This is a genomic window from Devosia pacifica, from assembly GCF_014652635.1.
Lineage (GTDB): Bacteria > Pseudomonadota > Alphaproteobacteria > Rhizobiales > Devosiaceae > Devosia > Devosia pacifica.
In genome coordinates this window covers 54,158-78,277 of record NZ_BMZE01000003.1, presented here as the reverse complement: position 1 = coordinate 78,277, position 24,120 = coordinate 54,158, and the positions used below count along the sequence as shown (strand labels likewise).

Here is a 24,120-nt window from a genome sequence, read left to right as displayed (position 1 = left end):
TAGGAGAGACCATGCCGAACTGGTTCAACCGCCTGAGGGGCGGTGGATTGCGCTCGCCTGATGAAACCAAGTCCCATGCCGGGCAGGGCTTTGTCAGCATCGCCCAGCTCTCTGGGGCCAACTGGACGGGGCGCGGGTTCACCAGCCTCGCCCGCGAGGGCTATCAGCGAAATCCTATTGTTTATCGTTGTGTGCGGCTGATTGCCGAGGCGGCAACGCGTGTGCCGCTGGTGGCGAGGCAAGACGATCAGCGCTTGAACGCACACCCAATGCTCGACCTGTTGGCGCGGCCAAATCCGCATCAATCCGGCAGCGAGATGCTGGAGGCCGTCTACGCCTACCTGCAAACAGCGGGTAATGCCTATCTTCAGGCAGTGTTCGATGGTGAGAATGTCGCCGGTCTGTATGGTCTGCGTCCGGATCGCGTGCGCGTCATCCCCGGGGCCGATGGCTGGCCCGAAGCCTTCAGCTACACAGCTGGTGGACGCACGCAGCGCCTACAGCAGCACGGCGGGCCGGTGGGACAGGTGCTGCATCTGACCCTGTTTGATCCGATCGATGATCACTACGGCATGGCACCGATCGAGGCGGCGCAGACCAGTCTCGATATCCACAACGCGGCGAGTGCCTGGAACAAGGCACTGCTGGACAATGCGGCCCGGCCATCCGGCGCGCTGGTCTACTCGATCGATGGGGGACGGCTGACGCCCGAGCAGTTCGACCGGCTGAAGACGGAACTTGAAGAGGGATTTGCAGGCGCCGCCAATGCCGGCCGGCCAATGGTGCTGGAGGGCGGGCTCGACTGGAAAAGTATCGCCCTGAGCCCCCGGGACATGGATTTTATCGAGGCCAAGAACGCAGCTGCGCGCGATATCGCGCTGGCGTTCGGCGTGCCGCCAATGCTGCTGGGGATACCCGGAGACAATACCTATTCGAATCTTGTCGAGGCCAACAGGGCGCTGTGGCGCCAAACGGTTGTGCCGCTGGTCCGGCGGGTGGCCGAAGAGCTTTCCGGCTGGCTGGCACCGGCGTTTGAGGGGGCGCGGCTCGAAGCGAATTTCGATGACGTCGAGGCTCTCGCCGAGGACCGGGCGGCGATGTGGGAGCGCATCGGCAATGCGAGCTTTCTCAGCGACACGGAGAAGCGAAAGCTGCTGGGCCTCGGAGGCGCGCAATGAATCTCGAGGTGATGAAATCCGTCATCGAGCGCGGCGACCTCGCACATCTGGCGCTGCTGATGTGGGCAACAAGCAGTAGCGGCCTGTTGGTGTGGTCACTCAAAGAGCTGGCAGCCGCCAACCGCCGCTTCGACGATTTCGTGCGCGAAATCGCCAGCCTCAATCGTCTGTTTTCGAGAGGAGATCAGTGATGCCACGACACAAACGGCAGGACCAGGCACGCCAGACCTTCCGTCGGTTCACCTGGAATCTTGCGGAGGCGTTGGGAACACGGCGGGAGCGGCGCGCCAAGAACGATCAGCGTGCCAGCGAGAGCCGAACGCAATGACGGTGGCGGTGGACGCGGCCGGCCGGTTTGCCGGCTATGCCTCACTGTTCAACGTGCGCGACGCCAGCGGTGACGAGGTCTTGCCGGGAGCCTTTGCCCGTAGCCTGGCACGGCGCGGACCGGCCGAGATCCGAATGCTGTTCCAGCACGACCCCAAGGAGCCGGTCGGCACCTGGCATGCCGTGCGCGAAGACGCGCGTGGGCTTTGGGTGGAAGGCAGGCTGATCAATGCCGTTCCCCGCGCCGAGGCGCTGCGCGCGCTGATCGCCGGCCGCGCCTTGGACGGGCTGTCGATCGGCTTTCGAACGGTCGCGGCGCAGCGCGGGCGCGGACGGCGCCGGCTTGTAGAGATCGACCTGTGGGAGATCTCGATCGTCACGTTTCCGATGCTCGCTGGTGCTCGCATCGCCAGCGGCAAGAGCTCACAGGCGGCGAAAGCGATTGCTGCCGCCATATCCGTACTCAAAGAGCAATGAGGATACCGACCAGATGGATGAATTCGACAACCGACTGGAAGTGAAGGCAGATACCGGCGCCGACGTCGCAACCATGTTTACGGAGTTTGCCGGCGCCTTCGAGGAGTTCAAGCGCACCAATGATGCGCGGCTCGATGCGATCGAGAAGCGCGGCAGCGCGGATGCTCTGATTGAAGACAAGCTTGATCGGCTGAATCGCGTCCTTGATGGACAGAAGGCTGCGATGGACCGCGCGCTGGTGGCCGGTGCGCGACCGGCACTCGAAGCCGGTGCCGCAGAGCCTGACGGCTACAAGCAGTCGTTCTCCGCCTATGTGAAGCATGGCGAAACCAAGTCTTTGCAGGCCGGCAACGCTGCGGATGGCGGCTATGTGGTGCCCGAGGAGACCGAAGGCACGATCACCCAGCTGCTGCGGGCGCTATCGCCGATCCGAGCGATTGCCGGGGTGCGCCAGGTATCGAGCTCCGTCTATCGACGGCCGATTTCGGTCGATGGCGCAGCGGTCGGCTGGGTTGGCGAGACGGCGGCGCGTCCGCAGACGCAGAGCCCGACCCTCGATGAGCTGAGCTTTCCGACGATGGAGCTCTATGCCATGCCGGCGGCCACGACGACCTTCCTCGACGACGCGGCTGTCGATGTGGGGCAGTGGATTGCCGAGGAGGTGAATGCCGCCTTCGCCGCGCAGGAAACCCAGGCCTTCGTCAAGGGCGATGGCGTCAACAAGCCTGCGGGTTTTCTCAACGCGACGCCGATTGCCGAAGCCGACTGGAGCTGGGGCAAGCTCGGTTATGTGGCGACGGGTGTCGATGGCGGGTTTGCCGCGACCGATCCCTGCGACCGGCTGATCGACTTGGTTTATGCGCTCAAGGCCGGATATCGCCAGAATGCCAGCTGGGTGATGAACCGGCGGACGCAAAGCAGCCTGCGAAAACTCAAGGATGCCGACGGCAATTATCTGTGGCAGCCGCCGACGAGCCCCGAGGGCAGGGCCAGCTTCATGGGCTTTGCGCTGGTCGAGGCAGAGGACATGCCCGATATCGATGATGACGCGTTTGCGATCGCTTTTGGCGATTTCCGGCGCGGCTATCTTGTGGTCGACCGTCGCGGTGTGAGCGTCTTGCGTGATCCCTATTCAGCAAAGCCCTACGTGCTCTTCTATACGACCAAGCGCGTCGGCGGCGGCATTGCCGATTTCGACGCCATCAAGCTGCTGAAGTTCGCCCAGAACTAGCCTTTGAAGCCGGCTGCGCCGGTGGCCGCAGCCGGCTTTCCAACATTTTCAAGGAACATCATGATGACTGCTTATCTCCTGGCGGGGCCCGCCGAGGAGCCGGTTTCACTTGCCGACGCGAAGGCATATCTGCGCGTCGATACGACAAGCGAAGACGCGCTCGTTCAGACGCTGCTGCTCTCTGCACGCGCGCATGTCGAGGCCGCGACCGGCAAGGCGCTGCTCTACCAGAGCTGGCGGTTGGTGCTGGACGACTGGCCCAAGGACAGACTGGTCCGGCTGCCGGTGACGCCTTTTGCAACGCTCACCAGCATCGAGGCCTACGACACCGATGGCGTGGCGCACGAAATCGGCCTGGCGCAGTTTCTTGGGGCGCCCGAGCGTTTGGTGTTGCCGGCCCGGATTGCCGGCATGCCGAGCCTGCGGGACCGGCATGGGCTGGAAATCGACTATGTCGCCGGGTTCGGCGACAGCCCGGAGGACGTCCCGGCGGATCTGCGCCAGGCAATCCTGTTGCTGGTGGCGCATTGGTACGCCCATCGAGATGCCGTGATCGCAGCTGGTAGCGGGGCCATCGTGCCGCCAGGGATCGACCGGCTGTTTTCGCCGTACCGGGCGGTCGCGGTATGAGTGGCGCCGTTCCGCCGATCGGCACGCTGACCGATCGGATCGAGCTCTTCACCAAGGTGACCAGCCGCAATGCTAGTGGCGGGCAGGAAACGATTTTCGTGCCCAACGGCAGCGTGTGGGCGCGTGTCCGCTCGCTCAGGGGGCGGCGCACCAGCCATCTCGATGGTCGAGCGGCAAGCATCAGCCATAGTGTCGTCATCCGCTATCGCAGCGATCTGCGAGCGGGAGATCGCATCGTCTATCGAGGGCGGCGGTTGGAAGTGCAGGGTACCGAAGACCTGAACGGGCGCCGTGCCTATCTCGGCTGCTCGTGCGTCGAGACGCGGATCGTCGGATGACGCACCCGATCACCGCACTGCAGACGGCAATGCTGGCGGCGCTCAACAGGGACAGCATATTGCAGGCTCTGCTGGGGGATGGAAGCATATCCGACGCCCCGTCGATTGGCGAAAGCGCGCCATGCATCGCAATCGCCCGCCACGATATCCGCCCCTATGACGGGGATGCGGCGCCGGGGCACGAGCATACGCTGGTGCTGAGCGTCTGGCACCCGGATGCCGACAGAGCCGCGATCTCTGCGATCATTGCCCGCGTGCTGGCGGTGCTCGGCGAAGCCGAGCTTTCGAGCACCGACCTTTGCGTCATCGCAATACGCCACCAGAGAACGCGCACCGAAACCGAGATCCGCTCCGGCGCCATGCGGGCGCTGGTGCAGTTGCGCGCGGTTAGCGAACCCCACTGACACATCGACAAGGACAGGAAACCATGACAGCCCAAAGTGGCAAGGACATGCTGCTGAAGCTCGACCAGACGGGTGCCGGCAGCTTCTTGACGGTCGCCGGACTGCGAAGCCGATCGATCGCCTTCAATGCCGCGAGCATCGATACCACCGACCAGGAAAGCGCGGGGCGCTGGCGCGAACTGCTCTCCGGCGGCGGGATCAAGCGTGCCGCGATCAGCGGCACGGGCATCTTCAAGGATCAGACGTCCGATGCCGCCGTCCGGGCGCTGTTTTTTGGCGGGACCATCCGCACCTGGCAGCTGATCCTGCCGGATTTCGGGACGATTGTCGGGCCCTTTCAGATCGTGGCGCTGGAATATGCCGCCGATCACGCTGGAGAAGTGACGTTCGAAATTGCGCTCGAGAGCGCGGGGGAGATCGGATTTGACGTTCACTGACCAGCAGCGGCCCAATGCGCGCCGGGGTGAGATCGGCGCGACAATCGATGGCCAGCAAAAGGTGCTGTGCCTGACCCTCGGCGCTCTGGCGGAACTCGAGGCAGGACTTGCCGCCAATGATCTGCAGGGCCTGGCCGAACGCTTCGCTGGCGGGCGGGTTTCGGCGCGCGATCTGATCACCATAATCGGCGCCGGACTGCGCGGGGCGGGCGCGCAGATTTCCGATCAGGACCTTGCGGCCATGCGCATTGAAGGCGGCTTGCGCGGCGCGGCCGATATTGCGGCGCGGCTGCTGCGAGCAACATTCGGAGACGATCGATGAACCCGTTTCCCTGGCGCGAGGCGATGGCCTTCGGGTTTGGCGTGCTGAAGCTGTCGGCTCACGAATTCTGGGGGCTGACGCCGCGCGAACTGACCGCCGCGTTCGAAGGTCTCAATGGCCCGCAGCGCGGCGCTCCTGGCCGTGCCGCGCTCAACACGATGATGGAGCGGTTTCCCGATGGCAGATGAATTGTTCGGCAGCGAACTTGAAGCGGAACTGGGCTCTGTTTCTCTGGAGCTCAAGCGGATCGAGGATCTGGCAGACGGCGTAGCGCGCAGCATGAGCAACGCGTTTCGCGGAGCTGTGTCGGACGGACGTTCGCTCAGAACTGTCCTGTCGGATATTGCACGCAGCTTCGCCGACATTGCCCTGAAAGCCGCATTCCGTCCCATCGGTGAGATTGCGGGAGGGCTGGTAGAGTCACTGTTCAGTGCTGCCAACCCAGCAATCGGCATCAAGCCTTTTGCCAAAGGCGGGGTGGTAACGCGGCCAACGTATTTCCCGACGGGTCAGCAACTTGGCTTGATGGGCGAGGCGGGGCCGGAGGCGATCCTGCCGCTGCGCCGCAGCAGCGATGGCCGGCTTGGCGTTGCGGCTGCAGCGACCGGCGCCACCAGCATCAATTTCAACGTCACCGCAACGGACGCACGCAGCTTCATTGCGAGCGAAGCCGAAATCAGCGCCATGCTGCTACGCGCGGCAAGGCGCGGCACCAGAGCCAGCTAGCGAGGGAGGAACAGCATGGCATTTCATGATGTTAGGTTTCCGCTCGATATCGCCCTCAACGCGCGGGGCGGTCCGCAGCGCAGAACCGAAGTGACGACGCTGGCCAATGGCCGCGAAGAGCGCAACACGCTGTGGGCGCACTCGCGCCGTCGGTATAATGCCGGCTCCGGCGTCAAGTCCCGCCGGGACATGCAACGACTGATTGCGTTCTTCGAGGAGCGTCGCGGGCGGTTTCACGGCTTTCGCTGGCATGACGCGATGGACCATGCATCCGGTGAGCCTATGCCGACGCCGTTTGATCAGGCGCTTGGAACCGGCGATGGGACGAGGACCGGCTTTCAGCTCATCAAGCGCTACGGGCTCACTTTTGCCCCCTATGATCGACCGATTACCAAGCCACGCCTGGAAACCGTCCGGATCGCGGTCAACGGCGACGAGATTACGACGGGTTGGGCTATCGAGGCTCTGACAGGGGTCATCACTTTCTCAGAGGCACCTGCAGATGGTGCGACGATATCCGCAGGCTTCCTGTTCGACGTGCCGGTGCGCTTCGACATCGATCAGCTGGAGGTGGAGCTTTCGCAGTTTGATGCCGCCGATATTCCCGACATTCCGCTGCTGGAGATCCTGGAATGAGGGTGATTGCCGAAGACTTCGCGGCGCACCTGGCCTCCGGCGCCACCAGCGTTTGCCGGTGTTGGCGTCTGACTCGCATGGATGGGACCGTTCTGGGCTTCACCGATCATGACTGCCCGATAGATTTTGACGGCACGGTCTTCTCGCCCGCTACGGGATTCGACGGATCACCAGTCGCCGCGAGGCTTGGGGGGCAGGTCGATACCGGCGAAGTGCTGGGCATTCTGCGGTCCGACACGATCAGCGAGGTCGATATTGCCTTGGGCCGGTACGACGGCGCAATCGTCGAGACCCTCAAGGTAAATTGGCAGGACTGCCGGCAAAGAGTTCTGATGCGCCGCGACATGATCGGCGAAATCGTGCGAGAGGACGGCGTCTTTCGGGCGGAGCTGCGCTCGCCAGCTCAGGCGCTGAATACAAGGCAGGGGCGCGTATTCCATTCTCTTTGCGATGCCCAGCTTGGAGACCGGCGCTGCGGTGTGGATCTCGATAATGAAAGCCTACAGGCGGCGGCGACAATTCTCACCGTCGAGGATGCCTATCGCGTTGCGGTTTCGGGTCTCGATGCGTTCGAGGTGGGATGGTTCACCTTCGGCGCGGTGCGCTGGGCAGGGGGCGACCTGGATGGAATGAGCGACGTTGTGACTGATCACGCCGTAGCAGCGGGAATCGTCACACTGGCGTTCTCGCGACGGGTCGGCGATTGGGCTTTCAAAGGGCAGGCTCTGACCGTTTTCGCAGGATGCGATCGGCAGCACGCGACCTGCGCCAAGAAGTTCTCGAACACCGTGAACTTTCGCGGCTTTCCGCACATACCGGGCAACGACTACCTGCTCCGACACCCTCGCAATGGCGACCAGCTCGATGGGCGCCCGGTGGTGCGATGAGCGCGGATCGCGTCGTCACGATCGCAAGACGATGGCTCGGAACGCCCTATCGTCATCGCGCCGCCACACGAGGCGCCGGCTGCGATTGCCTCGGTCTGCTGCGCGGTGTCTGGCGCGAGCTTTATGGCAGTGAACCGCTCGTGGTGCCCCCGTACCGTGTCGATTTGCGCGACACCGAGCATGCCGGCCTGCTGCAGGAAGCAGCGGAAACCCTTCTAGATCCTGCCGATCATCAGCCGCGCGCCGGCGATGTCGTGCTGTTTCAACTTCGCCGGGCCGGCGTGGCCCGACATTGCGGGATTCTCGTTGGCACAGATCGGTTCATCCATGCACAGGAGCGCCTCGGCGTTATCGAGGCAAATCTCGGTGGCGGCTGGGGTCGCCGCATTCATCGCCGATACTCTTTTCCTTCCTGAGGCAAACAAGACATGGCAACACTGGCATTATCGCTGGCCGGCCAGGCCCTTGGCGGCATGGTCGCAGGGCCGCTTGGCGCGACTGTCGGACGCGCGCTCGGTGCGCTGGGCGGCAGTGCGCTCGACACCCGCCTGTTCGGCGAAACTGCTGCGCCGGTCGTGCGCGATGTCCGGCTACAAGGCGCAAGCGAAGGGCTTGGCATTCCGCGCATTTATGGCTGGAATCGGCTGAGCGGCAACATCATCTGGGCCACAGAACTCGAAGAACTTCTCGGCGATGACGCCGGAGCAAAAGGGCTTGGTGGCGCGCCGAGCGGCAACGAGATTGCGGCGAGCTTCGCGGTCGCGTTCTGCGAAGGCGAGGTGGCGCATGTCGGACGATTGTGGGCGGACGGGCAGCCGCTGGAAACCGAAGGGCTGACGATCCGCCTTTACAAGGGCTCCGAGACACAAAATGTGGACAGCCTGATCGAGGCCCGACAAGGGCCTGAGGCGCCGGCTTACAGGGGCGTGTGCTACCTGGTGTTCGAGCGCTTGCCGCTTGGCAGGTTCGGCAATCGCATACCGACAATTTCTGCAGAATTGTGCCGCGTCGTCGGCGATCTCGAGCCGCAGATCGCGGCAATCACGGGGATCCCCGGGGCTACGGAGTTCGGCTATGACCCACAGCCGCGTGTCAGGATCGTCGGGCCAGGAGAGACGCGCGGGGAGAACACGCATCTGTCGCAGTTTACCAGCGACTGGACGCTGTCCATCGACGAGTTGCAGGCGCTGTGTCCGAACCTAAAGCACGTGGCGCTTGTGGTGAGCTGGTTTGGCGACGATCTAAGGTGCGGCCATTGTACAGTCGGCCCGCGTGTCGAGGCTGCGCAGCGCAATTTGGATGGCGTTAAATGGTCTGTCGCCGGACTTGGGCGCAGCGACGTGCCGGTGGTTTCGCAACATGCGGGCGGACCGGCCTATGGTGGCACGCCCTCTGACGAGGCTGTGCATGCGGCAATTGTCGACCTCAAGGCGCGCGGGCTCGAGGTCATGCTCTACCCGCTGATCATGATGGATGTACCGGCCGAAAATGACTTGCCAAACCCCTATGGCGGCAGCAGTCAGCCGGCCTATCCATGGCGTGGCCGCGTAACCGCGATGCCGGCGCCGGGCGAGGCTGGGTCTCCGAACGGGACGGCGGACATCGAGGGGCAGGTTGCGGCATTCATTGCCAATGGCTACCGGCAGATGCACCTGCATTATGCGCAACTGGCGGCTGATGCCGGTGGCATCGATGCCATCCTGATCGGCAGCGAAATGCGGGGCATGACCGCGCTGCGTTCGACCGGCAATCGCTTCGTCTTTGTCGACGATTTGATCTCGCTGGCTGCGGAGGTTCGCGCCATCGTCGGGTCTGGCACCAAAATCACCTATGCGGCGGACTGGTCGGAGTACTCTGGGGTTCAGGAGGGCAGTGAGAAGTTCTTTCACCTCGACCCGCTGTGGGCCTCGGCCGACATCGATGCCATCGGGATCGACAACTACATGCCGGTTGCCGACTGGAGAGAGGACGGCGCGCACGCCGATGCGCAACAATACGCGAGCGGGCACGACCTCGCGTATCTCGCGGCCAACATCATGGGCGGTGAAGGGTTCGACTGGTTCTACGCCTCCGAGGCAGACCGGAAGGCGGGGGTGCGGACCCCGATCACCGACGGGCTGCATGACGAACCCTGGATCTGGCGGTTCAAGGACATCCGGTCGTGGTGGGAAAAGCCGCATTACGACCGGCCGGGCGGGGTGCGTGCGCTGCAGCCAACGGCTTGGGTGCCCGGCTCGAAGCCGATCTGGTTCACCGAACTTGGATGCGGCGCGGTGGACAAGGGAGCGAACCAGCCGAACCTGTTCGGGGATGAAAAAAGCGCCGAAGACGGGCGCCCCTATTTTTCGACCGGAACGCCGGACGCGCTTATTCAGCGGCAATTCCTGCGTGCTCACGTAACCTTCTGGCGTGACGAGAGCCAGAATCCGCCGGGAATGGTGGACACCGAGAGGCTGTACCTGTGGACCTGGGACGCACGGGCCTATCCGGCGTTCCCCGCACGAGATGACATCTGGGCCGATAGCGTCAACTATCCGACGGGTCACTGGCTGACGGGACGTCTCGGCGGCATGGCCTCAGACGAACTCGCGGCGGCAGTCCTCGTCGACCATATGGTTGAAAATATCAGGTGCTCGGCGCGACCACCCTGGATTGCCGGATATCATCTGCCGGCGCCCGGTACGGCGCGCGAAGCGCTCGAGCCGATCATCGCGATCAGCGACCTCAGCGTCGGCATCAGCCGTGGTGAGATTTGGTTGAAGGGACCAAACCGGGCAGAGCGCGTGACGCTAGACCCGGAACGACTGGCTGATACCGGCCAGCCACTTGCGCTTCGCAGGCGCAGTGACCCCGGAGAGCGATTCAACCGCCTGACCCTGACGCATCTCGACAGGATCAGCGATTATCAGGCCGCCACTGCCAGCGCCGTCAACGCCACGCAGGGAGCGCTCGCACAGTACGCCTTCGACTTGGTGCTGGATGCGAGCGGTGCCCGAATGGCGGCAGAGCAGATGTTGTCAGGTGTTGCAGAGGCAACCGATCAGCTGGAAATCAGCCTGCCCACGTCTCGGCTCGATCTCGAGATCGGAGATCTGATCTCCCTCGACGCCGAGGGCCCGGCTTACAGGATCGAGGAGATCGAGGACGGAGCGGTTCGGCGGATCAAGGCGCAGGCCATGAGAGCGCCGGGCAAGGTGACAAGCAGTACGGGCCGTATCGGGCGCGCGCGCTGGACAGAACATGTGCGGGCGATTCCATTAATTAGCATGGCTGTTTTGCCGCCGACGCCGGATTTGCCGACGACAGCGCGTGCAGCGACCGTGGCCTATGCAAAGCCGTGGCCCGGGCCGATCAGTCTCACGCATCGGGACGGTGGAGAGGAACTCCTTGCGCTATCCCACGCCGGACGGCTCGGCGAAGTGTTGACGCCACTCGGCGTCGAAAGTCCCTGGATCTGGTCCGGTCAGAGCCTGAAAATCAGACTTTTCGCGGGACATTTAAGCGATGAGGGGGACACGGGTGCCTTGGCGGGAACGCGCAAAATCGCGGTTTCGACAGAGGCAGGTTGGGAAGTCATCGGCTTTGGTAGCTGCAACCTCGAAGCGGCTGGCGTTTACCGCTTGTCGCGGCTGATCAGGGGTATGGACGGAAGCGAGCACGCGATCGGCGCGATTGAAGCTGGGGCGTCGATACTGGTTCTCGATGACGGAGCGCAGATTAACGGTGTACCCGAAAGCTGGCTCGGACAGTCCGTGCCGCTGAGGCTCTTCGCCGGTCCGGACGATATCGAGGGACGACCGGAGGAATTCGAGGCTCGACTCGCAACAGTTTTGCCGCTGGCGCCCGTGCACCTGCGCGTGCGGCGGCTCGAGGACGGCGGTGCGCTTCTCACCTGGGTGCGACGCAGCAGAGCAGATTCCGGGAACTGGGAGTTCGAACCGGCGCTAGACCACGCGCCAGAACACTACCGGGTGACACTACGCACCGGCGGAGAGGTGGTGCGTGAATGGCGCGTTTCAGAGCCGTCAGCGCTCTATCCCTCAGCGTGGCAGGTGGAAGATTCTGGCGCCACGGCAGCGAACCTCAGTGTCGAAGTCTGCCAGCTCAGTGCCGTCTACGGGCCGGGCCATGCCGTGCAAATGGAGATCAGCCGATGAACTCAAAGCGTTTCGACGCGTGCCTCGAGATTATTCTCAGACACGAAGGCGGGTATGTTGATCATCCGGCCGACCCGGGTGGGGCCACCAATCTGGGCATTACCCGCAAGACGCTGGCCGCCTGGCGCGGGATCGAGCCGTGGCACGCGCTTGCGAAGTCAGCAGTGCGCTACCTCGACAAAGGCGAAGCGGCAGAGATCTACAAGGTGAAATACTGGGATCAGTGCCGCGCCGGCGAACTCTGCCCGGGCCTCGACCTCGCGGTCTTCGACTACGCGGTGAACTCTGGACCGCACCGCGCCGTGCGATTGCTGCAGGCGATTCTGGGTGTTTCGCAGGATGGCCTAGTCGGGCCCCAGACCCTCCTGGCTTTAAAAACTTATCGTGCCGCTCACGGCGCTGTGCCGCTGATCAGGATGTATTGCACCCGGCGCCGAGCCTTCCTGAAGACCCTGGCGCAGTTCGAAACCTTCGGCAAGGGCTGGATGCGGCGCGTGTCCGAGACCGAGGCACTTTCGCTCGAAGCGGCAGAGAACTGCTCCTCATCCAACTCAACTGAAAGGACGACCACAATGCTTGACGGGTACAAGACATACATTATCGCGGCCGCCATGATCATCGCTGGCATGGCGCAATTGCTGGGCGTGGACCTTCCAGCGTTCGAAGGGCAGGCAGCCGGGCATTTGATCTTTGAGGCGCTCGCTGTCATTTTCCTGCGGCGCGGGGTGAAGATGCAGCATTCTGCCGCATGACCGCATAAGGAATTTATTCATGTCGCATTCAGCAATCCTGACGTAGGTATTGCTCATGAAGATCCCACGCCGCTCCCATATATTTTCGACAGTTCTTGCCTTCGCCCTTGGCGCAGGAATGTCGGGCCTTGTGCTGGCGCAGGAGGGCGGTTGCATGGGAAACCGTGAAATCCAGGACGCCGTCTCGAGCGGCGAGATACGCTCGCTCGACGCGGTTCTGGCGGAAGCAGGCGTGGATAGCTCCCAGTCTGTCCTCAATGTCCAGGTTTGCGACAGGGGCGGACGACTCGTCTATGTGGTAGGTGTGCTCAGCCCGTCCGGCGAAGCGCGCAACCTGGAGCTTGGCGCCCGCTAACCCCGGATCAGCAGCGAATATCAGACCACAGGACTTCGCCATGCGCATCCTCGTCGTCGAAGACGATATAAATCTCAACCGCCAGCTCTGCGAAGCGCTGGAGGAGGCAGGATATGTCGTCGACAAGGCATTCGATGGCGAGGAGGGGCATTTTCTTGGCGAGACCGAGCCGTACGACGCTGTGGTGCTGGACATTGGCCTGCCGCAGATGGATGGCTTGAGCGTTCTCGAGTCCTGGCGGCGGGAGGAGCGGATGATGCCCGTCCTGCTGCTTACGGCGCGTGACCGCTGGAGTGACAAGGTGCAGGGCATCGATGCAGGCGCAGACGACTATGTCGCCAAGCCTTTTCATATGGAAGAGGTGCTGGCGCGGCTGCGGGCGCTGGTGCGCCGGGCAGCGGGGCACGCCAGCAACGAGATCGTTGCAGGCAAGGTACGGCTCGATTCCCGTGCCGGTCGCGTGACGGTCGATGGACAGGCTATCAAGCTCACCAGCCATGAACTGCGTCTGCTGAGCTATCTGATGCATCACAAGGGCAAGGTTATCTCGCGTACGGAATTAACCGAGCATCTCTACGATCAGGACTTCGACCGCGACAGCAACACCATCGAAGTGTTTGTTGGCCGGTTGCGCAAGAAGCTGCCCGATGACTGCATTCGCACGGTGAGGGGGCTTGGCTATCAGATCGACGAGTGAGGGGCCCTCCGCCACGCGCCGTGGCTCGATTGCCGTTTCTTTGATATGGCTTTCCGGGCTGTGGCTGGTTGTCGCACTGATTGCGACCGGCATCCTGCTCACAAGTCTTTATTCACGCGCCCTCGATACGAGCCTGACCGAGACTCTCGAGTTTCACGCCGAAAGCCTTGCAGGAGCGCTGCTGGCAACCGGTGATCCACTGAGCGAACGGATACGGCTTGCGGATCCGCGCTTCGACCGACCGAGGTCTGGCTGGTACTGGACAGTCCGCAACACGGACGGCGACCTGTATAATCTATCGACCTCTGTCGTCGGTATCGATCTGCCGGAGCTCGATGCGCCCGCCAATGTGCTGGGTGTGCGCACCGACACCTACGAAGACGCGTTCGCGACTGAAATTCGAGCAGTCGAGCGCACCGTCTCGCTCGACGGTGAGCGCTATCGCATTCTTGTTACCGGTAGTCTTTCCGAAATTCTCGAACTGGTTGGCGAGTTTCGTGGACAAACCTTCATAGTCCTCGGTGCGGTCGGGATCATGCTCGCGATGATGAGCGGTCTTGTGGCACGATTTGCGTTGAAGCCGATAGACCGGCTGAGCGCTGCCATCGAGGGCGTTCGCGAAGGCGAGAATACACGTGTAGTTGGCGCCTTTCCGCGAGAGATTGCGCCGTTGGCCGAAGAAGTAAACGAGCTGCTGCGCTCAAATTCGGAGATCATCGAGCGCGCCCGCAATCAGGTGGGAAACCTTGCGCATGGACTGAAGACCCCGATCGCCGTGCTGCGCAATGAGGCATCGGCAAGCGACAGCCAAATTGCACAGATCGTGGTTTCAGAAACCGACAAGATGAGTACCCTTGTTTCCACTTATCTCGAACGCGCGCGCCTGACGGCAAGAACATCGATTGTCGGCAAGAGAAGCGATACCAGCGCTGTCGTCACGCGCTTGGCCCGGGTGATGGCAAAGATTCATCCGCAGCGCTCAGTGAGGTGCGTCGCGGACCCAGAAACCACCCCCTGGTTTCGCGGAGACGAAGCGGATCTCGAAGAGATTGTCGGCAATCTCCTGGACAATGCCTGCAAATGGGCCAGTGACACCGTGCAGCTTGAGGCTGGCAGCGCCAGTGGCGCAACAGGCGCCATGGTGGTCCTGCGAATCGAGGATGATGGTCCGGGGCTGTCTTCGGAAGAAATCGAGCAAGTCATGCGCCGCGGCGTCAGGCTGGATGAGAAAACGCCAGGAAGCGGTCTCGGCCTCGACATTGTGAAGGAGCTCGTGGATGTTTATGGGGGTGCGATTACATTCAGCGCCTCACGGCTCGGCGGATTGCTCGTCGAATTAACCCTCCCTGCCGCCCGTGCCACTGGCTCCGTGCGGTCCGGTCCTGCATGAGACTCGATTTTGTCGTAGTTTCGCCCTACTGGAATCAGTACTAGTTCCGCAGACACCTTCGGAAGCCCAGATGATGAATATTGCTCGACTAGCCTTTCCACTGCTTGTCCTGACCCTTGCCGGTTGCACGGGCATGGGGCGCACAGCGTCAACATCGCAGCCGGTCTACCAGGCGCCGCAGCCTCAGCAGACTCAGCAGCAGACAGTGCGTTTGCCCTCGCCATCTCAAACCACGCAGACGGCGCTGCAGACAACCAATGTCGGAAACGGCTTCGTCGACCGTGCTGTTGTGCCGCTGCTTTCAAGCGCAGATGCAAGCGAAGCCAACAGCGCTCAATTCTACGCGCTGCAGTTCGGCCGTCCCGGTGCTCCACGCAAATGGACCGGCGATGGCGGCACCTCTGGAAGCGTCAGTGTTGGCCCCTATGTGCGCGTGAACAATCTCGACTGCCGGGATTTCACGCACACCGTGACCGAGAATGGCCGCGACTATGTGCGCAAAGGCACCGCCTGCCGCGAGCCAACCGGGAACTGGTCCGTCGTCGACGGCAACGCGTAGCTAAAGACAATATTCGCGGATAGGTAATGTTTACCTGCGCCGGCTAAGTTGACGCCTAGTCGGACGACCAATCTGCGAGTGACATGAGCCATGCAGCTGCCCGAACCGTAGTCAATCCGACCGGAGGCACCGCCTCTGGCTCTTTTGACGCGGCCGAAAACAGCGCGCCGTTTGCTGGCCTTCTTGAAAGCGTGACGATCGATCCTGTCGTTGATTTTTCTTTCGACGGCGCAATCCGCCGGGAAGACATCGCGGCTGCTTGGACCTGGGTGTGCCGTGATTTGGCCCCCGAGATCTGCTCCGGTGGCAACGTGCCGGCAGATACCCTCGCAAGGGCGACGCCAGAGTTGCTGACGCGATGGGCTGCCGCTCAGGAACTGGCGGATCAATCGGAAGATCAGGCTCGCCGGCTTCGCGCACAACTCGGCGGCGAAGGGCATCTAGAGCACTTACCCAAGGTTTACACGGCGCTGCAGCATGTCGGATTGCTCGGCAAAGGCCAGGCGCTCGGACGTGTGATCAATGACTTGGGTGAAGACGAGAAGATCATTACCGCGATCAGGTCGCTGCCGCTGAAGAGCGCTACTGCGACCGCCTTGTTCATGACCGCGCTGATGGGGCAGGTGGCCAATCCGGCGCGGCTGATGATCGCGGTCAGCAAGATTGCCGGTGGTGCAAGCGAACTGCGATTGCGCCGGGCTGGATTTGCTCCAACTATTGAGGCGATACTGGTCCAGGCCCAAAATCAGCTACACCTGATCAATCCGCTTGGAACATTCGCTGATGTCGATCTGACGTGCCGTGGTCTAGAGCGTTACCACCGGCTGAGCAGATCGGTCGCCGGTTATATCGAATTGGTGCAGCGCGGCGAATGGGGCCGCGCGCTTGCGGAACTGACCAAAGCGGCGTCGCGGCGATTGGAGCCAAGGTTACACCAGGTGTGCCCGGAAATCGCGGCGAGCTTCCGCGAGCAGTCCGGGGACGCAAGCGTTGCGTTCGAGCAGCGGCTGGCGGCGATTTCAGGGACCTATCTTTTGGCCGCCGTGAGGGATTGCCGAGACTCTCTTGCTGTCAACGCGACATTCGATCAGGCGTGGCACCAGTCCGGCCAGCTGATCGACAGCTGCTTGAACCGTGGACTCGAGCAGATGCGCGCGGGACGCAAGGACCCCGCGGCGATGCTGAGACTCGATACCGCTGCCAAACTTTCGGAAATCAGGTTCGGGCCGGAATACGCGGAACGATTTCGCAAGACCATGGACAATGCGAGACGTCAAGGCTGAACACGCGGCCTGAGAACGCGGATCGGCACGGCGCGGCCAAAATGGCGCAGCGTCAGTGCCAAACCGGCTGATCCTCTGTCGGCTTCAAGAAGTGCGAAGGCCCGTCCTGGCCCATCATCGAGTGAATCTACGACCACGCCGATCGCCCGGAGAGGATCGTTGATGTCGGCGTTTGGATAGATCAAAGACCCTGGCTCCAGCCACCGCGCTTCGAGCGCCTCGATCTCCCAGTGGCGCGCGCCGGAGCCGAACCGGTGATTGAGAAATGTGGGTGCACGTGAGCGTTCTTTACCGCCGGTCACCGTCATACTGCCGGCACTTTTTGCCACAGCCACGATATCGATGGCGTTCACCGCACGCTCGCGCGCCACGGCACCGGCTTCCGCTTTCGGGATAATGCCGAGTTGCACGGCCGCAGCGATGTCGACGATGCTTAGCGTTCGTGGCTGATCGGCGAAGCGCCAGGTATCCGTCCGACCGAGTTGCCTGATATGCTCACCAAAGCTCTCGGCCGCGAGCCGGGGCCGCGTGACGAGGCTCGGTCCGTGATCGAGAAATGTCGTTGGGCTCGAGGCATGACCCGCTTCGGCGATCAATGAAGGCCCGTCCTCCGTCTCCCAATGTTCGCCAATAACCGTCTCGGACACCTCGTCCGTCTTGCGCCCGAAGAGGTGTGCGACAGCCTGCTCGCCGCTTTGCAGACACGCGCTGGTGCTGAAATATCCGGCGGCGCAACCGGCCAAGGCAAGGTCGGCCCGCCTCTCTGTCGCAACGAAGCGATTGTGCTGCGCTTGCCAGGTACTGCTGAGGCCCGCCATGTGCCAAAGCGTCAGATCCGGCTGCCAACCGCCAGAGCACACAAGCCGCCGCGTCGTGATCGGTTCTGCGTCCTTCGCGTATTCGCCCAGCCTGACCCCAACCTCGACTTGCAGAGTATGGTGGCCCTTCTGGCTCTGCCTTACCTCAAGGGGAAATACCCCGTGGGACATGCGTATGCCGTAGGCTTTGCAGAACTCCAGAAACCGCGATCGTGGGTCTATCCGCGCGTCAACGATACGCGGCACGGAGACCCCGGCGCCGGCTGCCAGCATTGCAACCCGATATGCCTGATTTGCGGTAGTGCTGAACGCCGCATCATCACCCGGCCAGACGCCGAATGCATCCGCAAGATAGAAGGCTTCATTGCTTCCGCACACACCGGGCAGCCGGTTGCCCGGCATCACAGGCAGCCGCTCCATGGCCCCGGTCGCGAGAATGATCTTCGGGGCGGTAAAGGCGACGACACGCCCTTCGCTCAGGCCATCCATCTGCCGCACCTGGTGCACCAGTGCACGCGTGTCGAGCAGGCTGAACGCCTCGCTTGCGGTGTAGATCTCGACTCCCAGATCACGGATCTCTGCACTCAGGCGCGCGATGCTCTGCTGCGGCGGTTCCTCGCTCTCGACGGAGCCGAAAAGCGCTGCTGTGCCGCCCAGATAGGGCTTTTGTTCAACTAGGCATACCCGGCTGCCGGAGCGGGCAGCACAAGCTGCTGCGCTCATGCCGGCCAGTCCGCCGCCCACCACCAACAGGTCAGAAGAGACCGTGGCTACGGGCGTCTGATTGAGCCATGGACCGGTCATCGATTGGCTCGCCTTGAGCTCCAGGTCTAGGCTGTATGGTCGCAACTGCAGCAGTTGCGAGATCGAGCGGCGGGCTCTGGCAGCCGGGGCGATGCTTTCCCCGACACAGACGAGACTTTGCCCGTCGACAGCCTGGACACGGTTCATCGGCAGGATATGGCGCGGATCGTCTGACAGACTGGCGGGTGCGACTGGCGGAGCAAACCGGTCGGTCAGCGCGATCTGCCGTCCGGCATAGGTACCGACGCACTCGAATCCGGAAGCGATCGCCGCGCTCAGCACGGTATCGCCGTGATAGCCATGGACAGTGAAACCATCGAGCTGAAAGCTCAATGGCCGGCTCCTGTCGATCCTCGTCCCGCTGAAGCGGTGAGTCTTGGATGCCTCAAGCCGGTTGACCTGGTGCCTCACGCAGCGCGCTCCACACCGCTATCGACGATCCGGATATCGCCGACCCGTGATGCGTTTATATTGCGATCGGGGCTCCGCGCCGCGATATAGGCCTCCGTTGATCGATCGGCTGTCCCCGCAAGCCAGGAGGCAAACTCTGGTGCCATGAACGCCGAAACGGGCCCAAACCCTCCGATCAGAGTAGGGCCCTTCTGCCCGATCTTTCCTGCAATGCCCGCACCGTCCGCCGTCGTCAAAGTCGTGAAGGCTGACTGCGCGATACGCCTAAGACTTCCGCACTCCGTGAGCATGGAGCCCGCACTGAGCATCGCGCGGTGCTCCTGCCCAAACGCAAGCGCGGCAAGCCCGAGCGTAGAACGTTGAAACGCCATCGCCCCGTCGAGCGAGATGCGCAGCCGGAAACCCAGTGCGCGTGTTGGCTCGGTCAGCATGCTGATCATCGGGCGAGCCTCAAGGAGCGGGTGTGCCGGCAGGCCGGCGATATATCGGACAATGGCCTCGTCATCCGCCAGCACTGCAGTCTGTGCAGCGTACGCGTCGCCGCCGGCCAGTCGGATGGAGACGCTTCCATCGTTGCCAAAGTGGCTTTCTGCTTCGGGCGAGACGACGACACCTCTGGTTTCAAGCCCCAAAAGCAGCACCGGTTCGAGCTCTTGGCGATCGAGCATAAGGCAATCTCGAACGGTGATGGCCTGGTAGCCCGCTGGGGCTAACTTGTCAGGTATGGCCTCGATGGCGCGATCAAACGCGGAAGCCATATGGGCGAAGTGCGAGAGTGCCAAACGCGCGTCAGGGCTGGAAGCGAGGAACAGCGGATCGAACCGTGCCATGGCACGCCGGGCGCCCAGCCGCGTAAGCATCCTGCGCGACGCTGATTCACTCTTTGCCAGAAGCCGCCAGGTTTCCGGTCTCGTTATAGGTGCGACTGACAGGTCGAACCCATGCGCCAGCCGATAATGCGCTTCCATGGCACCGATAAGGATGACGGATTTCTGGTGCGCTTCGGCAAGAAACACGGCCAAGAGGCGCGCGAAAGGCGTCGACCCGTACACCGCGAAATCGAAATGGCGTTCAGTCATCGGCCCTGCCGAGGGCATGTGGCAAAGCGTCCCCGTGTATCGGGGCCGATTTTGTGGTTTTTAGCCACATTCTGCATCTAGTTGAGCCGCCTGCGCCGAACGCCGACAAACCACCGGGTGCCATGCTGTTTTGGTCTATCGCCATTGGTCTTACCGCGATTGTCTGCGCGACGCTTTATTACGCGCCCGCCCGCCAACGGGTCAACGCGGCGGACACCGATTCCTCAGCCACTGAAGCACATTTCCGCCAATTGCTGGAAGGAATTGCGGCTGAGCGCGCCAATGGCCGCCTCTCCGAGAGCGAAGCGGACGCAGCGAAGGCAGAACTTGCGCGAGAAGTGCTGCGGCATCGTTCCGAGCAGACAGGGCCCGAGCCAGGAACGAGGCTAAGCTCCGCATGGGTGCTCTCCGGATGTGTTGTGACCGCAGCCTTGGGTCTCGGTCTTTACGCCTTGCTGGGGCAGCCGGGAGCGCCCGATACTCCGCTTGCCGCGCGCCCGCAGGTTGCCGAACAGCAAGTCGACATAGACAGTGCCATCAGTCAGATCGAGGCGCGGTTGGCAGAGGTTCCTGAGGATGTTCGCGGGTGGCAGGTGCTGGCGCCGGTCTACATGCAGCGTGGCTGGTTCGATGATGCGGCGAACGCTTACAGGCAGGTGTTGCAACTGAGCGAGCCGGATGCAGAAATGCGCACCGATCTGGCAGAGGCGATTATTCTTGCGAACGACGGCAACGCCAGTGATGAAGCCATGACACTGCTGGCAGATGCGATCGCCGAGGATGCTGACAACGTTCGCGCCCGGTTCTATCTTGCTGGAGCGCTGCTGCGCCGGCAAGACTATGACAACGCAAAAGCCGAGTGGCAGGCCCTTATTGAGAGGGCAGAGGGTGACGAGCCATGGCTGGCAGCGGCCCGTGAAGGGCTCGCTGTTGCAGAGAGCGGGGGTGAAGCTGTGCCTCAAACGTCGCAGGATACCGTCACGCAGGAGCAGATTGCCGGCATGGTTTCGGGCCTTGCAGAGCGTCTCGAAGAGCAAGGCGGCACGATTGATGACTGGACGAGGCTGGTGCGCTCTTACCTCGTTCTCGGGAACACAGACGAAGCGCAGGAAGCCTATCAGCAAGCAACGCGAGCCTACCCGGAGCCACAGGCGCGGCAGGAACTCGATGCGTTGATAGAGGATGCGGGTCTTTCAGTCGGAGGAGCGCAATGAGCCTTCAGGGAACTATGCCGCGTCGCGGTTGGACCCGCAAACGCAAGCGCCTCGCTGTGATTGGAGTTCTGGGTCTCGTACTGGCGCTGGCAGCGGCGCTCGTTCTGACTGCATTGCGGGATCAGATCGTGTTCTTTTATTCGCCGAGCGACCTTCTGGAGCGCGAAGTCGCGCCGGGGCAGGCGATACGCCTTGGCGGTCTGGTCAAGGACGGCACGTGGGAGCGCAGCGGCGATACGAATGTGTTCGTCGTCACGGATGGCGGAGCGGAAATCGCCGCGCGCTATGTGGGTATTCTGCCCGACCTGTTCCGCGAGGGTCAGGGCGTCGTCGCCGAAGGTGCCCTGCAGCCGGATGGATCGTTTCAGGCCACCAATGTGCTTGCCAAGCACGATGAGAACTACATTCCCAAGGAAGTCGCCGATTCACTCCGGGAACGCGGCGAATGGCGTCCCGAAGAGACCGGTGGTCAGTAAGCGATGTCGATAGAACTTGGCCATTTCGCCCTGATCCTGGCGCTGGCGATTGCCACGGTCTCTGCCGTCGGCGGCCTTGCGCTTTGGCGCCGCGGGCCGCGCGTGGCGCAGTTCCTGCAGCAATCCGCGATCCTGCAATTCGTGCTCGTCGCTTGTGCCTTCGCGGCGCTAGTGCGCGCCTTTGCGCAATCAGATTTTTCGTTGGCACTGGCCGTCAACCACTCGCATTCGCTCAAGCCGATGATCTTCAAGATCTCGGGCGTCTGGGGTAATCACGAGGGCTCGATGGTCCTCTGGATTCTTATCCTGGTGTTGTTTGGCGCCATGGTTGCGGCCTTCGGACGCAATCTGCCGCGGCCGCTGCTATCGCTGGTCCTGGCGACGCAGAGCCTTCTGACAGCGGCATTCACAGCCTTCACCGTCTTCACGTCAAACCCGTTCGAGCGGGTGTTTCCGCCGCCATTCGAGGGAAATGACCTCAACCCGGTGCTGCAGGATATTGGCCTCGCCATTCATCCGCCGCTGCTCTACGCCGGCTATGTTGGCTTTTCCGTATGCTTTTCCTTTGCGGTCGCGGCCCTGATCTCGGGGCGCATCGACGCCGCCTGGGCGCGCTGGGTGCGTCCGTGGACAATGCTCAGCTGGCTGTTTCTCACTCTCGGCATCGCCATGGGATCATATTGGGCATATTATGAACTCGGCTGGGGCGGCTGGTGGTTTTGGGATCCAGTCGAGAACGCGAGCTTTATGCCGTGGCTCGCCGGCACAGCCTTGCTGCATTCGGCAATCGTCATGGAAAAGCGCGGCGCCCTGAAGATATGGACGATCTTCCTCGCGATCATCACCTTTTCGCTGTCCTTGCTCGGCACATTCCTGGTGCGTTCTGGCATACTGACTTCGGTGCATACCTTTGCGAGTGATCCCACCCGCGGCCTCGTCATCCTGTCCATTCTCGCAGTGCTGATTGGTGGGGCCTTCGCGCTGTTTGCATTGCGTGCGCCGAAACTGCGGGCTGGAGGATTGTTCGCGCCGGTCAGCCGGGAAGGCGCCTTGATCCTCAACAATCTGTTCCTGTCGACAGCTGTCGGCGCCGTTCTTGTCGGAACGCTCTATCCACTGGTGCTCGATGCGCTGACGGGTACGACGATCTCTGTCGGCGAGCCCTTCTTCAATCTCACCTTCTCCATACTGATGGCACCGTTGCTGCTGGTCCTGCCCTTCGGGCCGTTGCTGGCGTGGAAGCGGGCCGATATCGTCGCCGCCGCGCAACGCCTCGTTGCAGCGGGTGCCCTGGCGATTTTTCTGGCCATTCTCATTTCCGCACTCGGCGGCCTGTCGATCTCGCTCGCACCGCTCGGCCTGTTGCTCGGCTTCTGGGTGGCCTTCGGTGCCATCATGGACATCATTGATCGGGGCCGGTTCGGTAAACTGCCGCCGCGCGAGAGCCTGCGCCGGATCATAAAATTGCCGCGCTCGACCTTTGCCACGGCACTTGGGCACTTTGGCGTCGGGATCACTGTACTCGGAATCGTTTCGACCACCGCCTGGGAGAGCGAGGTGGTCACAACGCTCAATCCGGGTGAAACAACCGCAATCGCCGACTATGCTATTGCTTTTGACGATTTCAATGAGGTCGCTGGTCCAAACTATAGTGCCGAGCGCGGCATCTTTACCGTGACTGATCACAATGGCGGTGAACGGACGCTTGCCGCTGAACGGCGCTTTTATGAGGCATCCGGCACCCCGACAACAGAAGCTGCTATCGCGACTTACGGCTTCTCGCAGCTTTACCTGCAGCTTGGAGAGCCGCAGGCGGACACGCATGTGCTGCGGATCTGGTACAAGCCGTACATCACGCTGATCTGGCTTGGCGCCATCCTCATGGCTGTCGCCGGTGTCGTCTCGCTCACCGATCGCCGCAAGCGCGTCGGGGCGCCGGCGCAGTCGAAAGCTCGGCGGGCGACGGAGGCGGCATGAGGCTAATACTGGCATTAGTCGCAGTGCTGCTACTCTCTCTGCCCGCCCTTGCGGTCATGCCCGACGAAGTCCTGGCGGACCCACGGCTTGAGGCTAGGGCGCGAGAGATTTCCTCGCAGTTGCGCTGCCTCGTCTGCCAGAATCAGTCAATCGACGACAGCGATGCCGAGCTGGCGCGGGACTTGCGCGTCATCGTCCGCGAGCGGCTGTTGGCCGGAGACACCAATGATGAGGTTTTCGAGTACGTGGTGGACCGGTACGGTGAATTCGTACTGCTCAACCCGGTCCTGGCACCGCACACGCTGTTGCTGTGGTTCGCGGGTCCGGTATTTCTGATCGTGGGCGGCATCGCCCTGGTTCTAGCGTTGAAAAAGAGGAATCGCGTAGAGACCGTGCCTCTGTCATCAGAGGAAAAGGCCGTCCTCGACGAGCTCTCGGCAGAGCCAAAGCACTAGCCGGCGTCTGCGCTCCAAAGGCCGCTGTCTTACGAAATTTTAATGCGGGGGCAACCTCGCCGAAAGGCGAGACCTTTCATAAGTGGCACCACAAGCTGTT

28 protein-coding genes are annotated in these 24,120 nt (G+C 62.4%); 26 read left to right on the top strand and 2 right to left on the bottom strand.

All coding sequences use genetic code 11. From position 1 onward, the window contains the following. Positions 1 to 11 precede the first annotated feature (11 nt). From IE127_RS13165 to IE127_RS13060, 22 genes are all read left to right on the top strand, one after another. Entirely contained in the window at positions 12 to 1,178 is a 1,167-nt protein-coding gene (locus IE127_RS13165; RefSeq protein WP_189426192.1) for a phage portal protein, read from the top strand. Beyond that, entirely contained in the window at positions 1,175 to 1,369 is a 195-nt protein-coding gene (locus IE127_RS13160; protein ID WP_189426191.1) for a hypothetical protein, read from the top strand. Before IE127_RS13165 ends, IE127_RS13160 begins: the two co-directional genes overlap by 4 nt. Next, complete coding sequence (locus IE127_RS13155; RefSeq protein WP_189426190.1) at positions 1,369 to 1,506, top strand: hypothetical protein; 138 nt, start codon at positions 1,369 to 1,371, stop codon at positions 1,504 to 1,506. The genes IE127_RS13160 and IE127_RS13155 overlap by 1 nt, the downstream gene beginning before the upstream one ends. Then, positions 1,503 to 1,982 (top strand): HK97 family phage prohead protease, encoded by a 480-nt coding sequence (locus tag IE127_RS13150; RefSeq protein ID WP_189426189.1) that lies wholly within the window; start codon positions 1,503 to 1,505, stop codon positions 1,980 to 1,982. The genes IE127_RS13155 and IE127_RS13150 overlap by 4 nt, the downstream gene beginning before the upstream one ends. Before the next feature lie 13 nt (positions 1,983 to 1,995). Beyond that, the gene (locus tag IE127_RS13145; RefSeq protein ID WP_189426188.1) at positions 1,996 to 3,213 is read left to right on the top strand and encodes a phage major capsid protein; all 1,218 of its coding nucleotides are present in this window, start codon (positions 1,996 to 1,998) and stop codon (positions 3,211 to 3,213) included. 63 nt (positions 3,214 to 3,276) lie between these two features. Then, complete coding sequence (locus tag IE127_RS13140) at positions 3,277 to 3,843, top strand: head-tail connector protein (protein ID WP_189426187.1); 567 nt, start codon at positions 3,277 to 3,279, stop codon at positions 3,841 to 3,843. Then, positions 3,840 to 4,181: a phage head closure protein gene (locus IE127_RS13135; RefSeq protein WP_189426186.1), complete on the top strand. Its 342-nt coding sequence runs from the start codon at positions 3,840 to 3,842 to the stop codon at positions 4,179 to 4,181. Before IE127_RS13140 ends, IE127_RS13135 begins: the two co-directional genes overlap by 4 nt. Next, positions 4,178 to 4,585 (top strand): DUF3168 domain-containing protein, encoded by a 408-nt coding sequence (locus tag IE127_RS13130; protein ID WP_189426185.1) that lies wholly within the window; start codon positions 4,178 to 4,180, stop codon positions 4,583 to 4,585. The genes IE127_RS13135 and IE127_RS13130 overlap by 4 nt, the downstream gene beginning before the upstream one ends. Positions 4,586 to 4,608: 23 nt before the next feature. Further along, positions 4,609 to 5,022, top strand: coding sequence for a phage major tail protein, TP901-1 family (locus IE127_RS13125; RefSeq protein ID WP_189426184.1), 414 nt, complete (start codon positions 4,609 to 4,611; stop codon positions 5,020 to 5,022). Further along, positions 5,009 to 5,344: a gene transfer agent family protein gene (locus IE127_RS13120; protein WP_189426183.1), complete on the top strand. Its 336-nt coding sequence runs from the start codon at positions 5,009 to 5,011 to the stop codon at positions 5,342 to 5,344. The genes IE127_RS13125 and IE127_RS13120 overlap by 14 nt, the downstream gene beginning before the upstream one ends. Next, on the top strand, positions 5,341 to 5,532 hold the full coding sequence (locus tag IE127_RS13115) for a rcc01693 family protein (protein ID WP_189426182.1): 192 nt from the start codon (positions 5,341 to 5,343) through the stop codon (positions 5,530 to 5,532). The genes IE127_RS13120 and IE127_RS13115 overlap by 4 nt, the downstream gene beginning before the upstream one ends. Next, entirely contained in the window at positions 5,522 to 6,070 is a 549-nt protein-coding gene (locus IE127_RS13110; RefSeq protein ID WP_189426181.1) for a phage tail tape measure protein, read from the top strand. The genes IE127_RS13115 and IE127_RS13110 overlap by 11 nt, the downstream gene beginning before the upstream one ends. A 15-nt stretch (positions 6,071 to 6,085) precedes the next feature. Then, the gene (locus IE127_RS13105; protein WP_189426180.1) at positions 6,086 to 6,706 is read left to right on the top strand and encodes a DUF2460 domain-containing protein; all 621 of its coding nucleotides are present in this window, start codon (positions 6,086 to 6,088) and stop codon (positions 6,704 to 6,706) included. Next, a complete protein-coding gene (locus IE127_RS13100; protein WP_189426179.1) occupies positions 6,703 to 7,593 on the top strand; it encodes a phage/gene transfer agent baseplate hub protein in 891 nt (296 codons plus the stop codon). The genes IE127_RS13105 and IE127_RS13100 overlap by 4 nt, the downstream gene beginning before the upstream one ends. Further along, positions 7,590 to 8,009: an NlpC/P60 family protein gene (locus IE127_RS13095; protein ID WP_189426178.1), complete on the top strand. Its 420-nt coding sequence runs from the start codon at positions 7,590 to 7,592 to the stop codon at positions 8,007 to 8,009. Before IE127_RS13100 ends, IE127_RS13095 begins: the two co-directional genes overlap by 4 nt. 12 nt (positions 8,010 to 8,021) lie before the next feature. Next, the gene (locus IE127_RS13090) at positions 8,022 to 11,750 is read left to right on the top strand and encodes a baseplate multidomain protein megatron (protein ID WP_189426177.1); all 3,729 of its coding nucleotides are present in this window, start codon (positions 8,022 to 8,024) and stop codon (positions 11,748 to 11,750) included. Beyond that, positions 11,747 to 12,502, top strand: a complete 756-nt coding sequence (locus IE127_RS13085; RefSeq protein ID WP_189426176.1) for a glycoside hydrolase family 108 protein — start codon at positions 11,747 to 11,749, stop codon at positions 12,500 to 12,502. Before IE127_RS13090 ends, IE127_RS13085 begins: the two co-directional genes overlap by 4 nt. Positions 12,503 to 12,557: 55 nt before the next feature. After that, positions 12,558 to 12,857, top strand: a complete 300-nt coding sequence (locus tag IE127_RS13080; RefSeq protein WP_189426175.1) for a hypothetical protein — start codon at positions 12,558 to 12,560, stop codon at positions 12,855 to 12,857. A 40-nt stretch (positions 12,858 to 12,897) separates the two neighbouring features. Continuing rightward, the gene (locus IE127_RS13075; RefSeq protein ID WP_189426174.1) at positions 12,898 to 13,554 is read left to right on the top strand and encodes a response regulator transcription factor; all 657 of its coding nucleotides are present in this window, start codon (positions 12,898 to 12,900) and stop codon (positions 13,552 to 13,554) included. Continuing rightward, complete coding sequence (locus tag IE127_RS13070; RefSeq protein WP_189426173.1) at positions 13,532 to 14,944, top strand: sensor histidine kinase; 1,413 nt, start codon at positions 13,532 to 13,534, stop codon at positions 14,942 to 14,944. The genes IE127_RS13075 and IE127_RS13070 overlap by 23 nt, the downstream gene beginning before the upstream one ends. 70 nt (positions 14,945 to 15,014) lie before the next feature. Further along, positions 15,015 to 15,503, top strand: a complete 489-nt coding sequence (locus IE127_RS13065) for a hypothetical protein (protein WP_189426172.1) — start codon at positions 15,015 to 15,017, stop codon at positions 15,501 to 15,503. 83 nt (positions 15,504 to 15,586) lie between these two features. Beyond that, the gene (locus IE127_RS13060; protein ID WP_189426171.1) at positions 15,587 to 16,786 is read left to right on the top strand and encodes a hypothetical protein; all 1,200 of its coding nucleotides are present in this window, start codon (positions 15,587 to 15,589) and stop codon (positions 16,784 to 16,786) included. Here IE127_RS13060 and IE127_RS13055 read toward each other — a convergent pair. Together IE127_RS13055 and IE127_RS13050 are read right to left on the bottom strand one after the other, a co-directional pair. Beyond that, complete coding sequence (locus IE127_RS13055; RefSeq protein WP_189426170.1) at positions 16,777 to 18,741, bottom strand: FAD-binding protein; 1,965 nt, start codon at positions 18,739 to 18,741, stop codon at positions 16,777 to 16,779. The two genes, IE127_RS13060 and IE127_RS13055, sit on opposite strands and share 10 nt — an antisense overlap. A 74-nt stretch (positions 18,742 to 18,815) precedes the next feature. Beyond that, the gene (locus tag IE127_RS13050; protein WP_189426169.1) at positions 18,816 to 19,898 is read right to left on the bottom strand and encodes a hypothetical protein; all 1,083 of its coding nucleotides are present in this window, start codon (positions 19,896 to 19,898) and stop codon (positions 18,816 to 18,818) included. 122 nt (positions 19,899 to 20,020) lie between these two features. On the opposite strand from IE127_RS13050, the gene ccmI reads away from it, so the two are divergent. Genes ccmI through IE127_RS13030 form a run of 4 tightly spaced genes read left to right on the top strand, consistent with a single transcriptional unit; the run spans position 20,021 to position 24,020 of the window. Next, positions 20,021 to 21,112, top strand: a complete 1,092-nt coding sequence (gene ccmI, locus IE127_RS13045) for a c-type cytochrome biogenesis protein CcmI (RefSeq protein ID WP_189426168.1) — start codon at positions 20,021 to 20,023, stop codon at positions 21,110 to 21,112. After that, a complete protein-coding gene (gene ccmE, locus IE127_RS13040; protein ID WP_244640183.1) occupies positions 21,109 to 21,588 on the top strand; it encodes a cytochrome c maturation protein CcmE in 480 nt (159 codons plus the stop codon). The genes ccmI and ccmE overlap by 4 nt, the downstream gene beginning before the upstream one ends. A 3-nt stretch (positions 21,589 to 21,591) precedes the next feature. Next, a complete protein-coding gene (locus tag IE127_RS13035) occupies positions 21,592 to 23,565 on the top strand; it encodes a heme lyase CcmF/NrfE family subunit (protein WP_189426167.1) in 1,974 nt (657 codons plus the stop codon). Continuing rightward, the gene (locus IE127_RS13030) at positions 23,562 to 24,020 is read left to right on the top strand and encodes a cytochrome c-type biogenesis protein (protein ID WP_189426166.1); all 459 of its coding nucleotides are present in this window, start codon (positions 23,562 to 23,564) and stop codon (positions 24,018 to 24,020) included. The genes IE127_RS13035 and IE127_RS13030 overlap by 4 nt, the downstream gene beginning before the upstream one ends. Positions 24,021 to 24,120 lie beyond the last annotated feature (100 nt).